Here is a 17060-nt window from a genome sequence, read left to right as displayed (position 1 = left end):
TCGCGGAAAGAGTGATGTTAAAGGCGAGCCAGTCGGTTCGCCTTTTTATTGCCCGTGCTATCCACTATTGCGATTCAACACCCTATAGTGACAGCCTTGGTCAATACTGCTCTTCGCCCACGCCTCAGGGAAAATTTCCCCCGCTTTACCGCTTGCTGGCTAGACTTAAAGCAATGCACCATTTTACTGAGAGTCATCAATCCTTGCTGAGTTTATGTCGACGCCCTGTTTTACGCGTGCTGTTAGTAGTACTGCTGTTGGGAATGACCGGAGTGGTCCATGCCGCTACGTCAACCATACGCTTAGTCACGCTCGAATATCCTCCTTACATTCAAAGATCGGATGGCGACCTTGATGGGGTGGCGGTGCGTGTTGTCAGCCAAACCTTTGCCAAGCTGGGTTATGATGTCGAGATTGAGGTGCTGCCATGGGCGCGAGCGTTGTACCAGGTGAGAAGTGGTCTGGCGGACGGGATTTTTACTATTTTTAAGAACCCAGAACGCGAAGCGTTTCTTGATTATTCAAAGCAGATCTTGTTCCACCAAGGTATCCGTTTGATTCACCGGGCAGATGTGAATGTATCGAACCAAGTGATCGATTCTCTCGACTTTCAAGGCTATTCAGTATGTGTCGTCAACCTCGTCAGCTATGGGAGCCAGATGGACGCTGCGCTGACGCAAAATCACTTCGATCAAACCTTCCGCCTTACGCGTGCGCCGCAATGCTTGCGGATGTTAGAAAGCGGCCGTGCTCGCCTGTGGCTCAGTAATTATTTTGGCGCACGGATATTAATTAAACAAATGAACCTCGCGGATATTGTTGAAATCCACCCTCACCCAATCCAGGAAACGCCCAGTTATATCGCATTTTCTAAGCGCCGAGAACTGTCTGCTTTACGTGACCAGTTTGATCAAGCATTCGCGGAGATGAAAGCCAACGGCGAGTATCAAACGATCATTGATGATTTTTTTGATGATTAACCGCTGACATTCCCGCACAAGATTTTAGAAGCGGCTGACAAACGCTTGACAGATTGTTTCACTGACACCGCTACATTCTGTGCCATCTGAAAAAGCAGTAAAAGGCACACCATGAAACCTATCGCGCTTGCCATCCTAATAACACTCGGGCTAACCACCCACGCGGTGGCAAAAGAGAAAACCAACATCGCGGCGGGTCTCGCCGTCGATCAACAACTAAGCGCTGTACTAGAAGTCGACGATCAATACCGTTTTACCCTCGGCAATGACGGCACCGCGTTTGATTACCTTTTTCAACATGGCACTTTTGATAACCCTGATATTCCTGTTGATTGGTATGTGGGCGCCGGTGGCTGGGCCGAATGGGATGACGATTATGGCGTGCGTTTGCCGATTGGACTCGATTGGGTAATCAATAAGCAGATCAGTGCTTATGGTCAAATTCATCCCGAGCTTAATTTCCATGGTGGCCCAGAGCTACAACTTGGCGGCGCACTGGGCGTGACCTACTCGTTTTAGACTTTGGTACACACTAACGCAGGCACTCACTGTCCGCCTATCAATAAATGGGGCGACGGATCATCCAAGCCCCGCTTCGCATCGTAATGGAGCATGTTAGTTTAAAATAAAGGACGCGACATGCTCTCATTTTTAAAACCAAATCCGGTTAAAAAGCTTAAAAAACAGTACGAAGCTAAGCAGCAACAAGCCTTTCAGGCGCAGCGCAACGGCGACATCCGTGGTTATTCACTGCTCACCGAAGAAGCAGAAAAGATTGACCAACAAATTAAAGAATTGGAAAACAACGCTTAGCCATTTGAGACATGGCTAAACTGCCGTTTTACTAAGCGTTGGTACAGAGGGCAGCGTGCCAGCAGGTCGGTATGGCTGCCTACATCAACAAGCTTGCCTTGATCCATCACGACAATGCGGTCAGCATGCTGAATGGTCGATAAGCGGTGCGCGATAATCAAGGTGGTTCGGTCGCGCATTAAAGCCGCCAAGCCTTGCTGTACCGCATGTTCACTTTCACTGTCCAGCGCACTGGTGGCTTCATCGAGCAATAAAATTCGTGGATCCTTGAGAATCGCGCGGGCAATCGCAATTCGCTGTCGTTGGCCGCCCGAAAGCCGCACGCCTCGCTCACCTAAAAAGCTGTTGTAGCCGTCCGGTAATTGCTGAATAAACCCATCGGCATGCGCTTGAATCGCTGCCTCTTTCACGGCTTGCTCACTGGCGCCTGGCCTGCCGTAGCGAATATTGCCTATTACATCATCACTAAACAGAGCGGGTTGTTGTGGCACTAGTGCCATTTGTTGGCGCAAAGCTTGCGGGGATAAGCGACGAATATCTTGCCCGCCCAGCCTAATCGCACCTGACTGCGGATCATAAAAGCGTTGCAGTAATTCAAATACGGTAGTTTTCCCCGCTCCCGACGGTCCGACTAAGGCGACGACTTCACCGGGCCGAATCACAAGGTTCAACGCATCAATCGCTGCTTGATGAGGACGCGTGGGATAATGAAAATGTACCGCTTCAAAGCGAATATCATTGCTTAATGATTGGGCATCGGCACTCGGCGAGGTGGCGGGAGTTCGAATATGGCTTTGCACGTGCAACAGTTCCACCAAGCGCTCCGTCGCGCCTGCCGCGCGCTGCAACTCCCCCATCACTTCCGACAAGGTAGCCATCGAAGAGGCAACCATGATGGCGAAAAACACAAAGGCACCCAGATCCCCTGCTGACATAGTACCTTGAATCACATCGCGACCGCCAACCCACAACATGCCAGTAATGGCGCTGAACACAATCACGATCACGCCGGAAATAAGAATGGCTCGTTGTTTGACGCGCTCGCGTCCGATCTGATAGGCGCGCTCCACCTCTTGACCAAATGCGGCTTTGGCGTGATCTTCTACTGCGAAGCTTTGCACGGTTTTAATATTGGTGATGGCTTCACCAGCATAGCTACCTACATCCGCCATCGAATCTTGGCTTTGCCGCGACAACGCCCGCACACGACGGCCATAGATAAGTATTGGCACCAAAATAAAAGGCACGGAGGCCAGCACAATCAAGGTCAGTTTAATATTGGTGGCAAGCAGCATGATGATGGCGCCCACGCACATCAGCGCACTGCGCATCGCCATGGAAAAGGACGAGCCGATGATATTTTGCAGCAAGCTAGTATCTGTGGTGATACGCGACATGATTTCGCCACTGCCGTGGGTTTCAAAATAGCTCGGATGTAGACCAATCACATGATCAAAGACCGCTTGGCGAATATCGGCACTGACCCGTTCACCCACCGATGACACCAGATAGAACCGGAAAAAGGTACCGATCGCGATCAATACCGTGATCAGCAAAATAAACTGTACCGCATTCCCCAGCTCAACCAGTGATTGCTGTGCAAAGCCTTGGTCGATCAAAAGGCGAACGCCGTGTCCGACCGAGAGCGTCAATGACGCGGTAAACACTAAGGCCAGCAATGCCGCGATCACCTGCCAGCGATAAGGACGAACAAACGCAATCAGCTCCCACAGAACCGTTAGATTTTTACTGTTGCGACTTGAAGCAGATGGCGTCGAGACGGCGCGCGTTGAAGCGGAATTGGCCATAAGCTCTACTTAGTGCTGCCCGTGCACATTTAGGGGCGGGTGAGCAAGATCATTAACTCGCGATTGTCGTTGATAAGCGCATCGATGGTGCATGCATCTAACTCCTCTAAAAAGGCTTGCTTGGCTTTCGCTAAACGCTCTTTTAAACGGCACGCTGGGGTGATATGACAAAACTCAACCGAGCAATTGACGAGCTCCAACGGTTCAAGATCGCGCACCACTTGCCCCACCGTAATCGCGGTCGGCGCTTGCAGTAGACGAATTCCCCCGTTCTTCCCGCGCACCGTTTGAATATATCCTAACTGCCCTAAACGGTTGATGACTTTCACCATATGATTGCGCGACACACCAAACAAGCGTGTCACCTCGGTAATGTTGGTGAGCTCACCCTCTGGCAAGGAGGCCAGAAAAATCAAGGTGCGAAGTCCGTAATCTGTAAAGCTGGTTAGTTGCATGTGCGCCTCTTGCTGCCCCGCCAAATTGTAAGTCTTCTATTGATCAAAAGATATATTTGAGATACAACTTAAAACATGCATTAAATATACATGTTTAGAGAAACGCTGATGTTAAGCCAACAAACCATTGATATTGTGAAATCAACCGCCCCTGTGCTCGCCGAAACTGGCCCGAAGCTGACAACCCACTTTTACCAAAGGCTATTCCACCATCACCCCGAGTTAAAGAATATTTTTAATCTGCGCCACCAGCAAAATGGCGATCAGCGTGAAGCACTGTTTAACGCAATTTGTGCTTATGCACAGAACATCGACAACCTACCTGCTTTACTAGGCGCGGTAGAGAAAATTGCCCACAAACACACGAGTTTGCTGGTCAAAGCCGAGCACTATCCGATTGTCGGTCAGCATTTATTGGCCACCATTGATGAACTACTTTCGCCGGGACAAGCCGTGCTTGATGCGTGGGCTGAGGCCTATCAAGTGCTCGCGGATGTTTTTATCGCCAAAGAGCGGCAGCTTTATGAAGATAACCACGCCCAAATCGGTGGCTGGCAAGGGCAGCGAGCCTTCACGTTGATTGAAAAACGTCCTGAAAGTGAACAGGTCACCAGTTTTGTATTTGCCCCTCAAGACAGTCAGCCCGTCGCGCCTTTTACGGCCGGGCAATACATTGGCATGGTGGTCAATCATACTGGCTTTGAACATCAAGCAATTCGCCAATACAGTTTGTCACACGCGCCGAACAGCCAGCATTATCAGATCTCAGTGAAACGGGAGCCACAAGGTCAGGTCTCCAATTACTTACATGACGAGTTAGCCGTTGGTGGCACTGTGATGCTCACCCCACCAGCGGGCGATCTCAAACTGAACGTGGATCAGGATGCACCCGTGGTATTAATTTCTGGCGGGGTGGGCATAACGCCAATGTTGGCGATGCTGGAAAGCCTGACCGAACATGACGCGCCCGTCACTTGGCTGCATGCTACCGAGAACGGCAAACTGCATGCTTTCAATCATTCTGTCCGCACCCTCGCGCGTCAGCACGCGCATATTCAGACGCACATTTGGTATAACCAACCTCAACCCGCAGATACGCTTGGACAAGACTTTGATCATATCGGATGGATGGATTTGACTGCGGTGAGCGATGCCTTTCGTTCAGACACAGTGCAAGTGTATCTCTGCGGCCCAGTTGGCTTTATGCGCCATATCCAAGCGCAGCTTCGCGAGCTTGGCGTGCCTGACGAACAGTTCCACTATGAGTGCTTTGGGCCACATAAAGCGTTGTAGGCTTGATTTTATCTATTTTTTGGCACATCACCCCAATTCATAAAGGGTGTACTTGAAACCATACAAGATAGTCAATAGAATCGGCACACCTAGTTTTTAGAGTTTTCCTGTCTAAATATCTCACATTTGAGAAGCAAATTCGGGTTAGACTCCAATTGCCAACACGTTTACTAAAAGGATTACCATGAAAAAATTTATCGCTATTGCTGCACTTGCTACCCTTCCTCTCTCTGGCGCGGCATTGGCAGATTCAGATATCGGCTGTGGTCTGGGTACAATGGTATTTGATGGTCAACAAGGGAAAGTTTACAAAGTTCTCGGCGCTACCACGAACGGTACATCAGGTAACCAAACCTTTGGTATCACTTTTGGTACGCTGGGCTGTGACGGTACAGGCACCATTGATTCACAGCAGAAACTGGCTATGTTCATCGACGGAAATATGGACAACCTAGCGCGTGATATCGCACGTGGTGAAGGTGAAACCTTGGCAACGCTTTCTGAAGTTTGGGGCATCAAAGATGCAGACAAAGCAGCGTTCAACGATGTTGCAAAGCAAAACTTTGCGTCAATCGTGACCTCAGAGCAAGTAACTTCACAGGAAGTACTGACCAACCTAAACACGGTTGTGGCTCAAAACGATCAGCTTGCAGCGTATAAAATCTAAGTGATAAAACGCTGATATTATCCTCTCCAACTTGGTTAGGATAGAGTACGAAAGTGCCCTACTCGGGCACTTTCATGTTTTCATATATAACTCGTTGTACTGATATGAGACTTCTCAACGCTTTCGCCTCTCTATTTTCCTCTATTAGTCTCATTATTCTCTGTTTGTTTAGCGCACCTACGTTTGCCGAGAAAAGTGACTTCGATATTCCTACTTTAGCTAAGCACGCGTATTGGCTTAAACTTGGCCACTATTTACCTCAAACATTTTCTGGTTATGACAGTACGATCGATTCTCAAACCTTCTTCCTTTCTCCTCACGGAAAGACGGAGCCAAAACAAGAGCTCACGGCGACCATTGACGCGCTTTATCATGCCGACACTGCTGTTGCACAGGCTACACAGTGCCGTTATCCAGCACGATATACGTGGCTCGAATCTCAAGCAGGGCGTACTGCCACACTCGATTGTCCCGAGCTTGAACGCTGGAAAAAGGTGCTTGACCCTGAAGCCATGACGCTGGTGTTCCCGACAGCATTTATGAATAACCCGTCATCCATGTTCGGTCATACCCTGCTACGCATTGATGCTAAGGATCAGACCAGAAACAAAGAATTAGTCGCCTTCGCCGTCAACTTTGCTGCCGAGCCAAACGAAAACGATAACGCTGCTTTGTATGCCGCAAAAGGCCTGTTTGGCGCGTACCCGGGACAGTTTACCGTCATGCCTTATTATCGTAAGGTACGAGAATACAATGACATTGAGTCCCGCGATATTTGGGAATATGCCCTCAACCTCTCCGAGCAAGAAGTTAACCGGGTACTCCTGCACTTATGGGAAATGCAAAACGCAACCTTCGATTACTACTTTCTCGATGAAAACTGCTCCTACCAACTGCTCGCCTTGCTACAACTTGCCCGAGAAGATTTACAATTAGTCAATGACTTCCCTTTTCAAGCCATTCCTTCAGATACGGTTAAAACACTCGCCAATAATAATTTGATTGAAACGCCTAACTTCCGCGCATCATTTGGCACCCGATTGTTAAATATGTCGGAGCAAACGTCTCCAATCGTATTTGAGGCAGCGCAAAAAACAAAAAATGGCGATTTTCCTGACCACAAACAATATAGTGCGGAGCAGCTGGCAGCTATTTATGAATTTACGTACGAATGGCTTAATTTCGATTTCTATGATCAGGGGCTTCCTCGAGACCCTTATGCACAGCGCCTCACCCAGCTGCTGGCGTTGCGCAGCCAAGTGAGTGCGGCTTCTCCCTTTGAGCCAGTTGCTAATACTAGTGTCGCACCGGACAAGGGGCACGGCTCTACACGCGTTGGGATTGGCGCAAGCACATCGAAGTATCGTCCAGATGCGTTAAGCCTCGAATGGCGCGCGGCCTACCATGATTTACTGGATCCCCAAGATGGCTTTGTGCCCGGCGCACAAATCAGTTTTGTCGATGTGGCAATGAGTCATGATGAAGACGGCAAGACACAATTGGATAAGCTCTACCTGATCGATGCGATGACCATTGCGCCAAAAAAACGGGTTTTTTCTAGCCTGTCGTGGAATATCCGCGCGGGGTTTGATCGTCTACCCACTGCGCACGAGCAGTCCAGCCGTTGGTTTGCACAAGGAGGCATCGGTCAGTCTTGGGGAGAGGCCGATGGTCTCCATGCTTACGCTCTGTGGTCCACGGCACTCTCACATGGCGATGCCAGTGATGACCAGCTAAATATTGCAACAGGGATCGAATCTGGCTTGCTTTGGCAACTCGCTGATGACCACCGCCTCGGTTTACAAGCCCAATATCTCCCTCTGCTTAATCGTGATTCGCTGTCGCAATCACAAGTGGATATGACATGGAACTGGCGCATCACGTCGGATTGGTCTATCCGCAGTAAAGCACGCTATCAGCACTGGGAGGGCGAAGAGATGAGTGGCCAAATAATGAGCTATTTTTACTTTTAAACACGTGAAATCGTACGCCTTCGCCTAGAACTGACAGCAAAACAACACGCGCATACGCGAAAAAAGCGGGTCTAGCCTAACCACATTAATATTAATGACCCGCTCTTATAAATAAGTGATTTTCCGGTTTTCCATCAAAACGTTCATCCCCCGCAGCATTAATAATATTTTTATCATTTAAATCGTCTACGCTTAGCTTAATATCATTGTAAAAATACCTTTGCGCTGGTTCACACACGCGATCAACAGGAAAGTAGATGATGAAAGATCTCAGTGTTGTCAAAAAGATATGGCTCAGCTTTATTGCCGTTTTTATCGTTTTTGCTTCGGTTGCAACCATGTTTATGGTTGGCCTATCCACGCTCAGTAAAGATATCAATCAACTATCAAACAAAAGCCTACCTTCAGTATCAATTTTAAAAGGCATTCAGGTCGATATCACCAAAGTCCGCAAAGATGAGTTTTCACTGCTGCCGAACAGCGGTAACCCCAAAATATCGCAATGGTTAGACGATCTTGATCAATGGCGTGCAGATGTCCAAGCCGGTATAAAAGCTTATCAAGCACTGGATCTGACCCAGCAAGAAAAACAGTCATTCAATGTGTTTAAAAATACTTGGAATCAATATATTAAGGAAACCCAATCTTATAACTCGCTGTTAAGGAATGGCGATCCCGACAAAGCCAATGAGGTGGTGCTATCAAGCTTTGGAACCTACTCTAAAGCGCTCAAAAGCTTGGATAACACACTCGATCTTAACGACGACTTAGTACAGCAAATAGGCGAAGAAGCGCAGAGTGAAGCAACATCCGCTCAGGTCAACGCGGCCATTGGGACACTTGTGATCGTTTTAGTCATTATGGCCGCCTCTATTCTTCTCTCTCGTGCCATCTCTCGCCCTGTCGATAAAGCGCTCGCCTTTGCTTCGAGTATTGCTAAAGGTCAGCTCAATAACAAAATAGACGAGAAAGATTTATCCAAAGATGAACTCGGCACTTTACTCAAAGAGCTAGTAACCATGCAGAGTAACCTGCACGAACTAGTATCAGAAATAAACGATTCTACTATCCAATTAACGGCCGCCGTTGAAGAAGTCAGTGCCATTTCATCTCAAAATGCCTCCGGTATGCAAAATCAACAGCAAGAGCTTGGATCGGTGGCGTCTGCCATGACAGAAATGCAAGCGGCTGTCAGTGAAGTAGCACAAAACACCGAAGAAGGTGCAACCTCAGCGCATTCGGCAGCAGAGATTGCGAAAAAAGGGAGTGGTTCGTTAGAGCAAGCGATTGCAATCATTCAGCGTGTTTCCGGGTTAATGGCGGCGTCCGAAACCCTGACAGAGCAATTAAAATCCAGCTCAGAAGATATCAATGTAGTCGTTGATGTGATCCGTGGTATTGCTGAGCAGACCAATTTACTTGCTCTGAATGCGGCGATAGAAGCAGCCCGTGCTGGGGAGCAAGGTCGAGGGTTTGCCGTGGTTGCCGATGAAGTCCGCTCTCTGGCTCAACGTACCCAAGAGTCAACCGAACAAATTATTCAAACAATCGAGACCTTACAAGAAAATACAGCCAAGGTGCGCGACTCTAGCCATGAATGCCAAACAGGGATCAATCAGTGTGTTGATACGGTCAATGATACCGGCGAGCAAATGAAAGAGATCGCAGTCTCTGTCGACGATATTGCGCAACGGAGCACACAAATAGCCACCGCCTGCAGTGAGCAAAGCTCTGTCTCTAACGAACTCAACCACAGCGTTGAGAACATCAATAGTGCCTCAACGGAGATGGCAGAAGGGGCCTCACAAACGGCCATTGCCTGCGACCAGATCAGTAATCTTGTCCACAACTTAAAAGCGCGGATGGAAACATTCAAGCTTTAATTGATCAGCTTGGTGGTGTCTCATGATTAGGCCGGTTTGCGCCACAGGCTGGGTTCTATGTACACTGCGCCCTCATCCATTATGTTTGAGGCTTTATGCTTACCCTTTCCAACAAGGTGGCGATCCCCGAGTCAGAAATCGAATTAACCGCTATCCGTGCTGCAGGAAAAGGCGGCCAAAATGTCAATAAAGTATCGAGTGCGATCCATTTACGCTTTGATATCGCTGCCTCATCACTGCCCGATGCATACAAAACACGCTTGATGACACTGTCAGATTCTCGCATCTCCAAAGATGGCGTCATTGTCATCAAAGCACAAAACTATCGCACCCAAGAGCTTAACCGAGAAGATGCGCTAGAACGCCTCGCGGCACTAATTAAAGGTGCGATGGTCGAGCAGAAAAAACGTAAACCCACCAGGCCGACGAAAGCCTCACAACGCCGTCGCGTGGAATCGAAAAAACGCAAAAGCCACACTAAAGCGTTGCGTGGCAAGGTGGCACCATAGCACTCGAAATAAAACGCCATGTCCATCCAGCAATAAATGGCGCACCACCACGCTGTTCTTTCGCCATCGGCGTTCACTCTTTTGTCGAGCATATCGCGTATAAGTAGCTCGCGCCTTCGTCTGCCCGTGAGACTTGCTGACGGGCGGCTGCAAATAGATCTCGCCCCCATGTTTGGGCTGGCGGCGGCGTATCAACCGCGGAGCGCACCGTTAAGTCGGCATGGCAGTTCAGTGTTCCATGGTTGGCATCCAGGGTGATACAATCGCCATCTTGAATGGTTGCTAGCGCGCCACCATGCATGGCTTCAGGGCACACATGCAACGCAGCTGGCACTTTGCCTGACGCGCCCGACAAACGCCCATCGGTCACCAACGCGATTTGATACCCCATTTTTTGTACATTACCCAGAATAGGCATAAGCTTGTGCAATTCTGGCATCCCATTGGCAGCTGGGCCATTAAAACGCACCACTACAACCACATCTTGATTCAACTCGCCGCGTTGATACGCACGCTCGACCTCATGTTGACAATCAAACACCCGTGCAGGTGCACAGATCACGCGATGCGATGGATCGACAGCTGACACTTTGATCACCGCATTACCAAGGTTACCGCTCAGCATACGCAGCCCACTGGTCGAGCTAAAGTGTGTGGTTGGTGCCGCAATCACGTCAGGATCCGTCGAGGGCTGGGCAGGCTCCCATATCAATTCGCCGTCTTCAAGCCTTGGCCGTGTTAATTGGTCACTGAACAGTCCCACCGCCGGTGTCGTATCCGAGTGTAATAAACCACTTTCATGTAAATGACACAATAATGTCGGCACGCCACCTGCGGCTTCAAATGCATTAATATCAGCTGGCCCGTTGGGATAAACACACGCGAGTAAGGGCACCACATGGGACAGTGCATCAATATCTTGCCATGTCAGTAGCACCCCTGCCGCACGCGCCATCGCGACAAGGTGTATCGTATGATTTGTACTCCCACCAGAGGCAAGTAGCGCCACCACACCATTAATGATGCTTTTTTCGGTCACCACATCAGAAAGCGGCCGGTACCCTGCACTCCCAGCGGTGTGTGATGTCAGTGTTGTCGCAGCATGGCATGTTAGGGCTTGGCGCAGTGCCGAATCAGGCGGAACAAACGCCGCCCCTGGCAACATCAGCCCCATGGCTTCAAGCACGAGTTGATTAGTGTTCGCTGTGCCATAAAAGGTACAGGTGCCGGGGCTGTGATAAGCTTGACACTCCATCTCCAATAATGCGTCTTTTCCTACTTTGCCTGCGGCATAGGCTTGACGTACTGCCACTTTTTGATCATTACTGGTGCCCGTTGCCATAGGACCGGATGGAATGAATAAAGTGGGCAAATGTGCGTAAGCCAGCGCGCCCATCAATTGCCCAGGGACGATTTTATCGCACACACCCAGCAGCAAAGTGCCGTCATAAACATTATGACTGAGCGAAACGGCTGTAGCCTGTGCAATTAAGTCACGCGAAAAAAGCGACATTTCCATCCCCGGCTGGCCTTGTGTCACCCCATCACACATCGCAGGCACACATCCCGCGACTTGGGCGCTGTGGCCGAAAGGGGCTAAGGCAGTTTTAATTTTCATGGGATAATCAACGTATGGCGCGTGAGCACTGAGCATGTCGTTATATGCGCTGATAATGGCTAAGTTAGCCGTGGTCATATCCAACAAGTGGTGTTTGTCTTGCTGGCAGGACGCCGCAACCGCATGCGCCATATTGCCACAGGATAACGATGCACGAGACTTACCCACATCAGCCTGGGCTTGCGTATGATGAAGAAACGCGGCACGTGTCGCCTGGCTACGCGTACGCAGTGATTCCGTCACGGCGGTAAGAGTAGGATGGATCATTAGGCAACCTCCTTACCATTCAGTGCATTTGCCGCATGTTGCACTAACGCCTCAATATCCGTATCAATACTGATTGAAATCACATCGACTTCATCATGGCTAGGCCGCTCTAAAGTTGCAAATTGGCTGTCGAGCATTGCTGTTTTCATAAAATGGCCTTGACGGGCGATTAGACGAGATAAAATCAACCCATACTCACCATCCAAAAACAGGAAGGTAACCTTTTGGTTGCCGTCACGTAGTGTATCTCTATACGCGCGCCGAAGCGCTGAGCACACAATAATGCCGAATTCATTTTTTTTCTCTAAGCTGAACGCGACATCTCTGATCCGTTCAAGCCAAGGCGCTCGGTCTTGGTCATCAAGCGGCTCCCCTCTCGACATTTTTTCTATATTTGAGCGAGGGTGCAGATCATCACCATCAATGAACTTTGCGCCTAAATGGCTGGCTAACATAGCGCCCAACGTACTTTTCCCTGAGCCACTCACTCCCATCACGATTACACTGCCAATTGTCATACCGACTCCTTAGCGAGATTTTAACCAGATCTCATTTTTGATAGAGGATTGAATAATTGTCTTTATCTTAGTGTGGTTACCGGTAACATGTTACCGGTAACTTTAAGATTTGTGAAGCTAGACACAAACATCCTGGTCGTAAGAGGTGACATATGGAAATACTCGCACACAATCCTGAGCCATCAACATTATTGATTGTTGCTCTCGGCGCTATCACATTGTTATTACTGCTTATAATGAAATTAAAAGTGCATGCGTTTGCTTCACTTACCCTCGTGAGTTTAGGCACAGCACTTGCCACAGGGATCCCCATTGATGCTGTCGTCCCCACGATGATGAAAGGCTTCGGTGGTACACTGGCGTCTGTCGCCTTGCTCGTCGGGCTGGGGGCCATGATTGGTAAAATACTAGAAGTTACCGGTGGGGCAAATGTACTGGCTGATACCCTCATTGCTCGCTTTGGTGAGGCACGTGCCCCCTTTGCATTGGGGGTTGCCTCCCTACTTTTCGGCTTTCCTATCTTCTTTGATGCCGGCCTTATTGTCATGATGCCAATCATGTTCAGCGTCGCAAAGCGCTTGGGCGGCTCTCCGATCAAATACGCGCTACCTGTTGCTGGCGCATTCGCAGTCATGCATACCTTCGTTCCACCTCATCCTGGTCCTGTTGCCGCTTCCGACCTATTAGGGGCAGATATGGGATTATTGTTAGTCGTGGGGTTACTGGTCTCGTTACCTACTTGGTATTTAGGTGCTTATCTATATGGTGTCTATGCCGGTAAAAAATTCCAAATCCCACTCGCAAAGGCCTTTCTAAATACCGAGGTCATGTTTAATAACAAAAAAGACTGCCCTGCTTTTTCCACTGTGTTACTGATTCTGCTGCTACCGGTCGGGTTAATTTTTCTCGATACGGGCCTTAACGCGCTGAGTGTCGCTGGCATCGTAAACGGCGATAGTACTTTGGTCAGTTTTTTGCGCATGCTAGGTAAAACACCGGTAGCGCTACTGATCACGTTACTGACTTGTTTGATGGTCTTTGGCCAGAAGCTAGGCAAAAGCAAAATGGAAAAGCTTTGCACGGATTCTCTGGCCCCTATTTGTGCCGTCATTTTGGTTACAGGTGCCGGTGGGATGTTTGGTGGTGTATTACGTGCCAGCGGCATTGGTCACGCTCTCGCCACCCTATTGGCAGACACTGGCATGCCGGTGATCTTAGCCGCCTTTGTCATCGCAACCTGTTTACGCGTTGCTCAAGGCTCAGCCACGGTGGCACTTACCACCACCGCAGCCTTAATTGCTCCCACGGTGTCACATACTGTCGGCTTATCACCGCTTGATTTGTGCTTTATCGTCATATCTATTGCCGGTGGTGCCACCGTCCTGTCTCACTTTAATGACTCCGGCTTTTGGCTCGTTTCTCGCCTATTAGAGATGGATGAAAAAACCACGCTAAAAACGTGGACTGTGATGGAAACCCTGCTCGGGACTATCGCGTTTGTTATCGTAGCGCTATTAAGCATTTTATTATAAGGAATTATCATGACTGAACTAAACCAACGCCTAAAGGCCATTCGTATCGTACCCGTCATTGCAATAAACAACGCCAATGATGCCGTACCACTGGCCAAAACACTGGTCGACAATGGCCTGCCGTGTGCGGAAATTACGTTTCGCACGGACGAAGCCGCAAGCGCCATTAAACAGATGCGCGACGCCTACCCGGACATGTTGATTGGCGCGGGGACGGTACTGACCCCCGAGCAAGTAGATGCGGCCATTGATGCGGGCGCTGACTTTATCGTCAGTCCAGGCCTTAATCCCACCACCGTCAAACACTGCCAACAGCGTGGTATTGCCATCGTTCCGGGCATTAACAACCCTAGCTTGGTAGAGCAAGCGATGGAGTTGGGCCTAGATACACTCAAGTTCTTCCCTGCAGAAGCCTCGGGCGGCATTGCCATGCTAAAAGCCCTGTCTGCCGTATATCCCGTCAGTTTTATGCCGACCGGTGGTGTGAGTGACAAGAATGTGGAAGATTACCTCGCCCTACCCTCTGTAATTGCTTGTGGGGGAACCTGGATGGTGCCCGCTAAACTGATAGACCAACAAAAGTGGGAAGACATCGCTGCACTGATTAAAGCACTGTGATAATTACCGCATCGGTTGAGAAAATCGCAATCAGGCTGGTATAGAGGGATGCTATTGCTCGCAATCAGACGACAATCGATTGTGCGTCGGCAGCATGTCCTATATCGTCACCGACTTATCCATTGATAGCGAAGAGAAACGGTATGTTAACGCAGACACTTGAACAGTATTTTGGCTTTTCATCCTTTCGTGCTGGGCAAGAGCCGGTGATATCACGCGTGATGCAAGGTGAGTCTGCCTGTGCAATTTTCCCTACCGGTGCGGGCAAGTCATTATGCTATCAATTACCTGCGACACAATTACCTCATTTAACCTTGGTGATTTCTCCCCTGCTGGCGTTAATGCATGACCAAATCGCCTTTATGACCCAAAAAGGGATTGCCGCGGCCACCATCGACTCCACGCAGACACCAGAGCAAACCCAACAGGTGATGGATCAAGTCCGTCGCGGCCACATTAAGGTGTTAATGATTTCAGTGGAGCGTTTGAATAACGAACGTTTTCGCCAATTTATTACGCCCATCCCACTCTCATTATTGGTGGTGGATGAAGCACATTGTATTTCTGAGTGGGGGCACAATTTTCGTCCCGACTACCTCAAACTCCCCGCTTACCGGCAGCAATTACATATTCCACAAGTGTTGCTTCTCACCGCCACCGCGACACCGGCTGTGGTCGAAGACATGCAGAATAAATTTGCGATCCCAGCAAGTAATACCACATTAACCGGGTTTTATCGTCCTAACCTTCATCTGAATGTGGTCGCTGTGGAAGAGGCGCAAAAACGGCAAGCGCTGGTTGAGCAATTGCAGCCCGAGACGCACTTGCCGACGGTTATTTATGTCACCCAGCAGCAAACCGCTGAAGAGGTTGCTCAGTGGTTACAAACCCAGCACATACGTGCCACCGCTTACCATGCAGGAATGGATCATGAGACGAGAGTATCGATTCAAGACGCTTTCATGTCTGGACAAACGCCCTGTATTGTCGCGACCATTGCGTTTGGTATGGGCATCGATAAAGCCGATATCCGTCGAGTGATCCATTTTGATCTCCCTAAATCGATTGAAAACTACAGCCAAGAAATTGGACGAGCTGGACGAGATGGCCTCCGCGCTACCTGCACCGTACTGGCTAATCAATCAAGCTTGAATGTGCTAGAAAATTTCATTTATGGCGACACCCCTGACCAAGCAGCGATCCACTCGTTGCTTGGCGACATACAGCAAGCGGACGAACAGTGGGAGGTGATGCTTAATACTCTCTCGCGCGCCTATAATATCCGGATATTACCGCTTAAAACGTTGCTTGTGTATTTAGAAATGGCAGGAGTCATCACCAGCCAATACAGCTATTTTGCAGAGGTGAAATTTCAATGTATTGAATCGCCTCAAGCAATCACCGATAAATTCCATGGCGAACGACAAGCATTTGTGGCCCAGCTATTTGCCTGCGCGGTGAAAGCGAAAACGTGGTACAAAATGGATTTCCAGCAATTATGGCAACGTTTTGGCGCGGAAAGAAAGCGTGCTTTGACCGCACTGGAATACTTTCATGAGCAAGGCTGGATAGCATTATCCACCCAACAAGTAACGCAAGTGTTTCGAGTTAACGCCTCCGGAATAGATATGAGTACGCAGGCCGAACAGCTTTACCACCTCTTTGCACAAAAAGAAAAAAGCGAACTCGTCCGAATCAATCAGCTGATCACTCTTTTAGAATCGCCAACCTGTATTAGCCAGCGCCTTGCAACCTACTTTGGTGACCATGCCGCCCCACAACAATGTGGCCATTGTTCGGTTTGCCAAGGGCAGATCGCACACCTGCCCCCTCGCCCTGCGCTGCCTCATATTGACCCTCAATCACTATCAACATGGTGCAGTCATTTTATCGCTGCCTGCGACAGTACGCCCTCAGCCGCCGCTATTACTCGCTTTTTACTCGGTTTGTCCTCACCGCTACACAATAAAATTAAAGCAAAATCCATCCCCGGATTTGCAACCTTGGCCGCTTACCCTTATCAAACCGTCAAACAATCCGTGATGACGGAGACAGAGATCGATGCGTGACAGTTGCCCAAATCAATCAGGTGTCAATCCATCAAAAAGGCTAACTTTTGCCTATCT

The 17060-nt window shown here is 49.2% G+C and carries 15 protein-coding genes; 11 read left to right on the top strand and 4 right to left on the bottom strand.

Going from position 1 to position 17060, the window contains the following annotated elements; genetic code table 11:
* Positions 1-14: 14 nt before the first annotated feature.
* From BUQ98_RS14885 to BUQ98_RS16965, 3 genes are all read left to right on the top strand, one after another.
* Positions 15-980 carry a substrate-binding periplasmic protein gene (locus BUQ98_RS14885; protein WP_083605320.1) on the top strand — a complete coding sequence of 322 codons (966 nt, stop codon included), beginning with the start codon at positions 15-17 and terminating at the stop codon, positions 978-980.
* A gap of 111 nt (positions 981-1091) precedes the next feature.
* On the top strand, positions 1092-1499 hold the full coding sequence (locus BUQ98_RS14880) for a hypothetical protein (protein ID WP_074214572.1): 408 nt from the start codon (positions 1092-1094) through the stop codon (positions 1497-1499).
* Between the two features lie 120 nt (positions 1500-1619).
* A complete protein-coding gene (locus BUQ98_RS16965; protein WP_106406577.1) occupies positions 1620-1793 on the top strand; it encodes a DUF6435 family protein in 174 nt (57 codons plus the stop codon).
* On the opposite strand, the gene BUQ98_RS14875 is transcribed toward BUQ98_RS16965, so the two are convergent.
* Both BUQ98_RS14875 and nsrR read right to left on the bottom strand, forming a co-directional pair.
* On the bottom strand, positions 1790-3601 hold the full coding sequence (locus tag BUQ98_RS14875; RefSeq protein ID WP_074214571.1) for an ABC transporter transmembrane domain-containing protein: 1812 nt from the start codon (positions 3599-3601) through the stop codon (positions 1790-1792). The two genes, BUQ98_RS16965 and BUQ98_RS14875, sit on opposite strands and share 4 nt — an antisense overlap.
* A 29-nt stretch (positions 3602-3630) precedes the next feature.
* Positions 3631-4056: a nitric oxide-sensing transcriptional repressor NsrR gene (gene nsrR, locus BUQ98_RS14870; protein WP_069360987.1), complete on the bottom strand. Its 426-nt coding sequence runs from the start codon at positions 4054-4056 to the stop codon at positions 3631-3633.
* A gap of 108 nt (positions 4057-4164) precedes the next feature.
* Here nsrR and hmpA point away from each other — a divergent pair, with 108 nt between their 5' ends.
* The 5 genes from hmpA (at position 4165) to arfB (ending at position 10381) form a co-directional block, all read left to right on the top strand.
* A complete protein-coding gene (gene hmpA / locus BUQ98_RS14865) occupies positions 4165-5349 on the top strand; it encodes an NO-inducible flavohemoprotein (RefSeq protein WP_074214570.1) in 1185 nt (394 codons plus the stop codon).
* Positions 5350-5533: 184 nt separating this feature from the next.
* Complete coding sequence (locus BUQ98_RS14860) at positions 5534-6016, top strand: DUF3015 domain-containing protein (RefSeq protein WP_074214569.1); 483 nt, start codon at positions 5534-5536, stop codon at positions 6014-6016.
* 104 nt (positions 6017-6120) lie between these two features.
* Positions 6121-7989, top strand: coding sequence for an Lnb N-terminal periplasmic domain-containing protein (locus tag BUQ98_RS14855; protein WP_074214779.1), 1869 nt, complete (start codon positions 6121-6123; stop codon positions 7987-7989).
* A 257-nt stretch (positions 7990-8246) separates the two neighbouring features.
* Positions 8247-9872, top strand: a complete 1626-nt coding sequence (locus BUQ98_RS14850; protein WP_074214568.1) for a HAMP domain-containing methyl-accepting chemotaxis protein — start codon at positions 8247-8249, stop codon at positions 9870-9872.
* Positions 9873-9967: 95 nt separating this feature from the next.
* On the top strand, positions 9968-10381 hold the full coding sequence (arfB, locus tag BUQ98_RS14845; RefSeq protein ID WP_074214567.1) for an alternative ribosome rescue aminoacyl-tRNA hydrolase ArfB: 414 nt from the start codon (positions 9968-9970) through the stop codon (positions 10379-10381).
* A gap of 73 nt (positions 10382-10454) precedes the next feature.
* Here the strand turns inward: arfB and edd are convergent, their stop codons facing one another.
* Positions 10455-12266 carry a phosphogluconate dehydratase gene (gene edd / locus BUQ98_RS14840; RefSeq protein ID WP_074214566.1) on the bottom strand — a complete coding sequence of 604 codons (1812 nt, stop codon included), beginning with the start codon at positions 12264-12266 and terminating at the stop codon, positions 10455-10457.
* A complete protein-coding gene (locus BUQ98_RS14835; protein WP_074214565.1) occupies positions 12266-12784 on the bottom strand; it encodes a gluconokinase in 519 nt (172 codons plus the stop codon). Before BUQ98_RS14835 ends, edd begins: the two co-directional genes overlap by 1 nt.
* Positions 12785-12936: 152 nt before the next feature.
* On the opposite strand from BUQ98_RS14835, the gene BUQ98_RS14830 reads away from it, so the two are divergent.
* From BUQ98_RS14830 to BUQ98_RS14820, 3 genes are all read left to right on the top strand, one after another.
* The gene (locus BUQ98_RS14830; protein WP_074214564.1) at positions 12937-14316 is read left to right on the top strand and encodes a GntP family permease; all 1380 of its coding nucleotides are present in this window, start codon (positions 12937-12939) and stop codon (positions 14314-14316) included.
* Between the two features lie 9 nt (positions 14317-14325).
* Positions 14326-14934: a bifunctional 4-hydroxy-2-oxoglutarate aldolase/2-dehydro-3-deoxy-phosphogluconate aldolase gene (locus BUQ98_RS14825; protein WP_074214563.1), complete on the top strand. Its 609-nt coding sequence runs from the start codon at positions 14326-14328 to the stop codon at positions 14932-14934.
* Positions 14935-15077: 143 nt separating this feature from the next.
* Complete coding sequence (locus tag BUQ98_RS14820; RefSeq protein ID WP_074214562.1) at positions 15078-17003, top strand: RecQ family ATP-dependent DNA helicase; 1926 nt, start codon at positions 15078-15080, stop codon at positions 17001-17003.
* Positions 17004-17060 lie beyond the last annotated feature (57 nt).

Source organism: Salinivibrio sp. ES.052 (assembly GCF_900141775.1).
Classification (GTDB): Bacteria; Pseudomonadota; Gammaproteobacteria; order Enterobacterales; family Vibrionaceae; genus Salinivibrio.
Note: the sequence above shows the minus strand (reverse complement) of the source record. Positions and strands in the feature narration are given on the sequence as shown.

Bases quoted from the DNA above. Each gene is read 5' to 3' on its own strand.
- BUQ98_RS14875 (WP_074214571.1), bottom strand. From the start codon at position 3,601: ATGGCCAATTCCGCTTCAACGCGCGCCGTCTCGACGCCATCTGCTTCA.
- BUQ98_RS14855 (WP_074214779.1), top strand. From the start codon at position 6,121: ATGAGACTTCTCAACGCTTTCGCCTCTCTATTTTCCTCTATTAGTCTC.
- edd (WP_074214566.1), bottom strand. From the start codon at position 12,266: ATGATCCATCCTACTCTTACCGCCGTGACGGAATCACTGCGTACGCGT.
- BUQ98_RS14880 (WP_074214572.1), top strand. From the start codon at position 1,092: ATGAAACCTATCGCGCTTGCCATCCTAATAACACTCGGGCTAACCACC.
- BUQ98_RS14850 (WP_074214568.1), top strand. From the start codon at position 8,247: ATGATGAAAGATCTCAGTGTTGTCAAAAAGATATGGCTCAGCTTTATT.
- BUQ98_RS14820 (WP_074214562.1), top strand. From the start codon at position 15,078: ATGTTAACGCAGACACTTGAACAGTATTTTGGCTTTTCATCCTTTCGT.
- hmpA (WP_074214570.1), top strand. From the start codon at position 4,165: ATGTTAAGCCAACAAACCATTGATATTGTGAAATCAACCGCCCCTGTG.
- BUQ98_RS14825 (WP_074214563.1), top strand. From the start codon at position 14,326: ATGACTGAACTAAACCAACGCCTAAAGGCCATTCGTATCGTACCCGTC.
- BUQ98_RS14885 (WP_083605320.1), top strand. From the start codon at position 15: ATGTTAAAGGCGAGCCAGTCGGTTCGCCTTTTTATTGCCCGTGCTATC.
- BUQ98_RS14835 (WP_074214565.1), bottom strand. From the start codon at position 12,784: ATGACAATTGGCAGTGTAATCGTGATGGGAGTGAGTGGCTCAGGGAAA.
- BUQ98_RS14830 (WP_074214564.1), top strand. From the start codon at position 12,937: ATGGAAATACTCGCACACAATCCTGAGCCATCAACATTATTGATTGTT.
- nsrR (WP_069360987.1), bottom strand. From the start codon at position 4,056: ATGCAACTAACCAGCTTTACAGATTACGGACTTCGCACCTTGATTTTT.
- arfB (WP_074214567.1), top strand. From the start codon at position 9,968: ATGCTTACCCTTTCCAACAAGGTGGCGATCCCCGAGTCAGAAATCGAA.
- BUQ98_RS14860 (WP_074214569.1), top strand. From the start codon at position 5,534: ATGAAAAAATTTATCGCTATTGCTGCACTTGCTACCCTTCCTCTCTCT.
- BUQ98_RS16965 (WP_106406577.1), top strand. From the start codon at position 1,620: ATGCTCTCATTTTTAAAACCAAATCCGGTTAAAAAGCTTAAAAAACAG.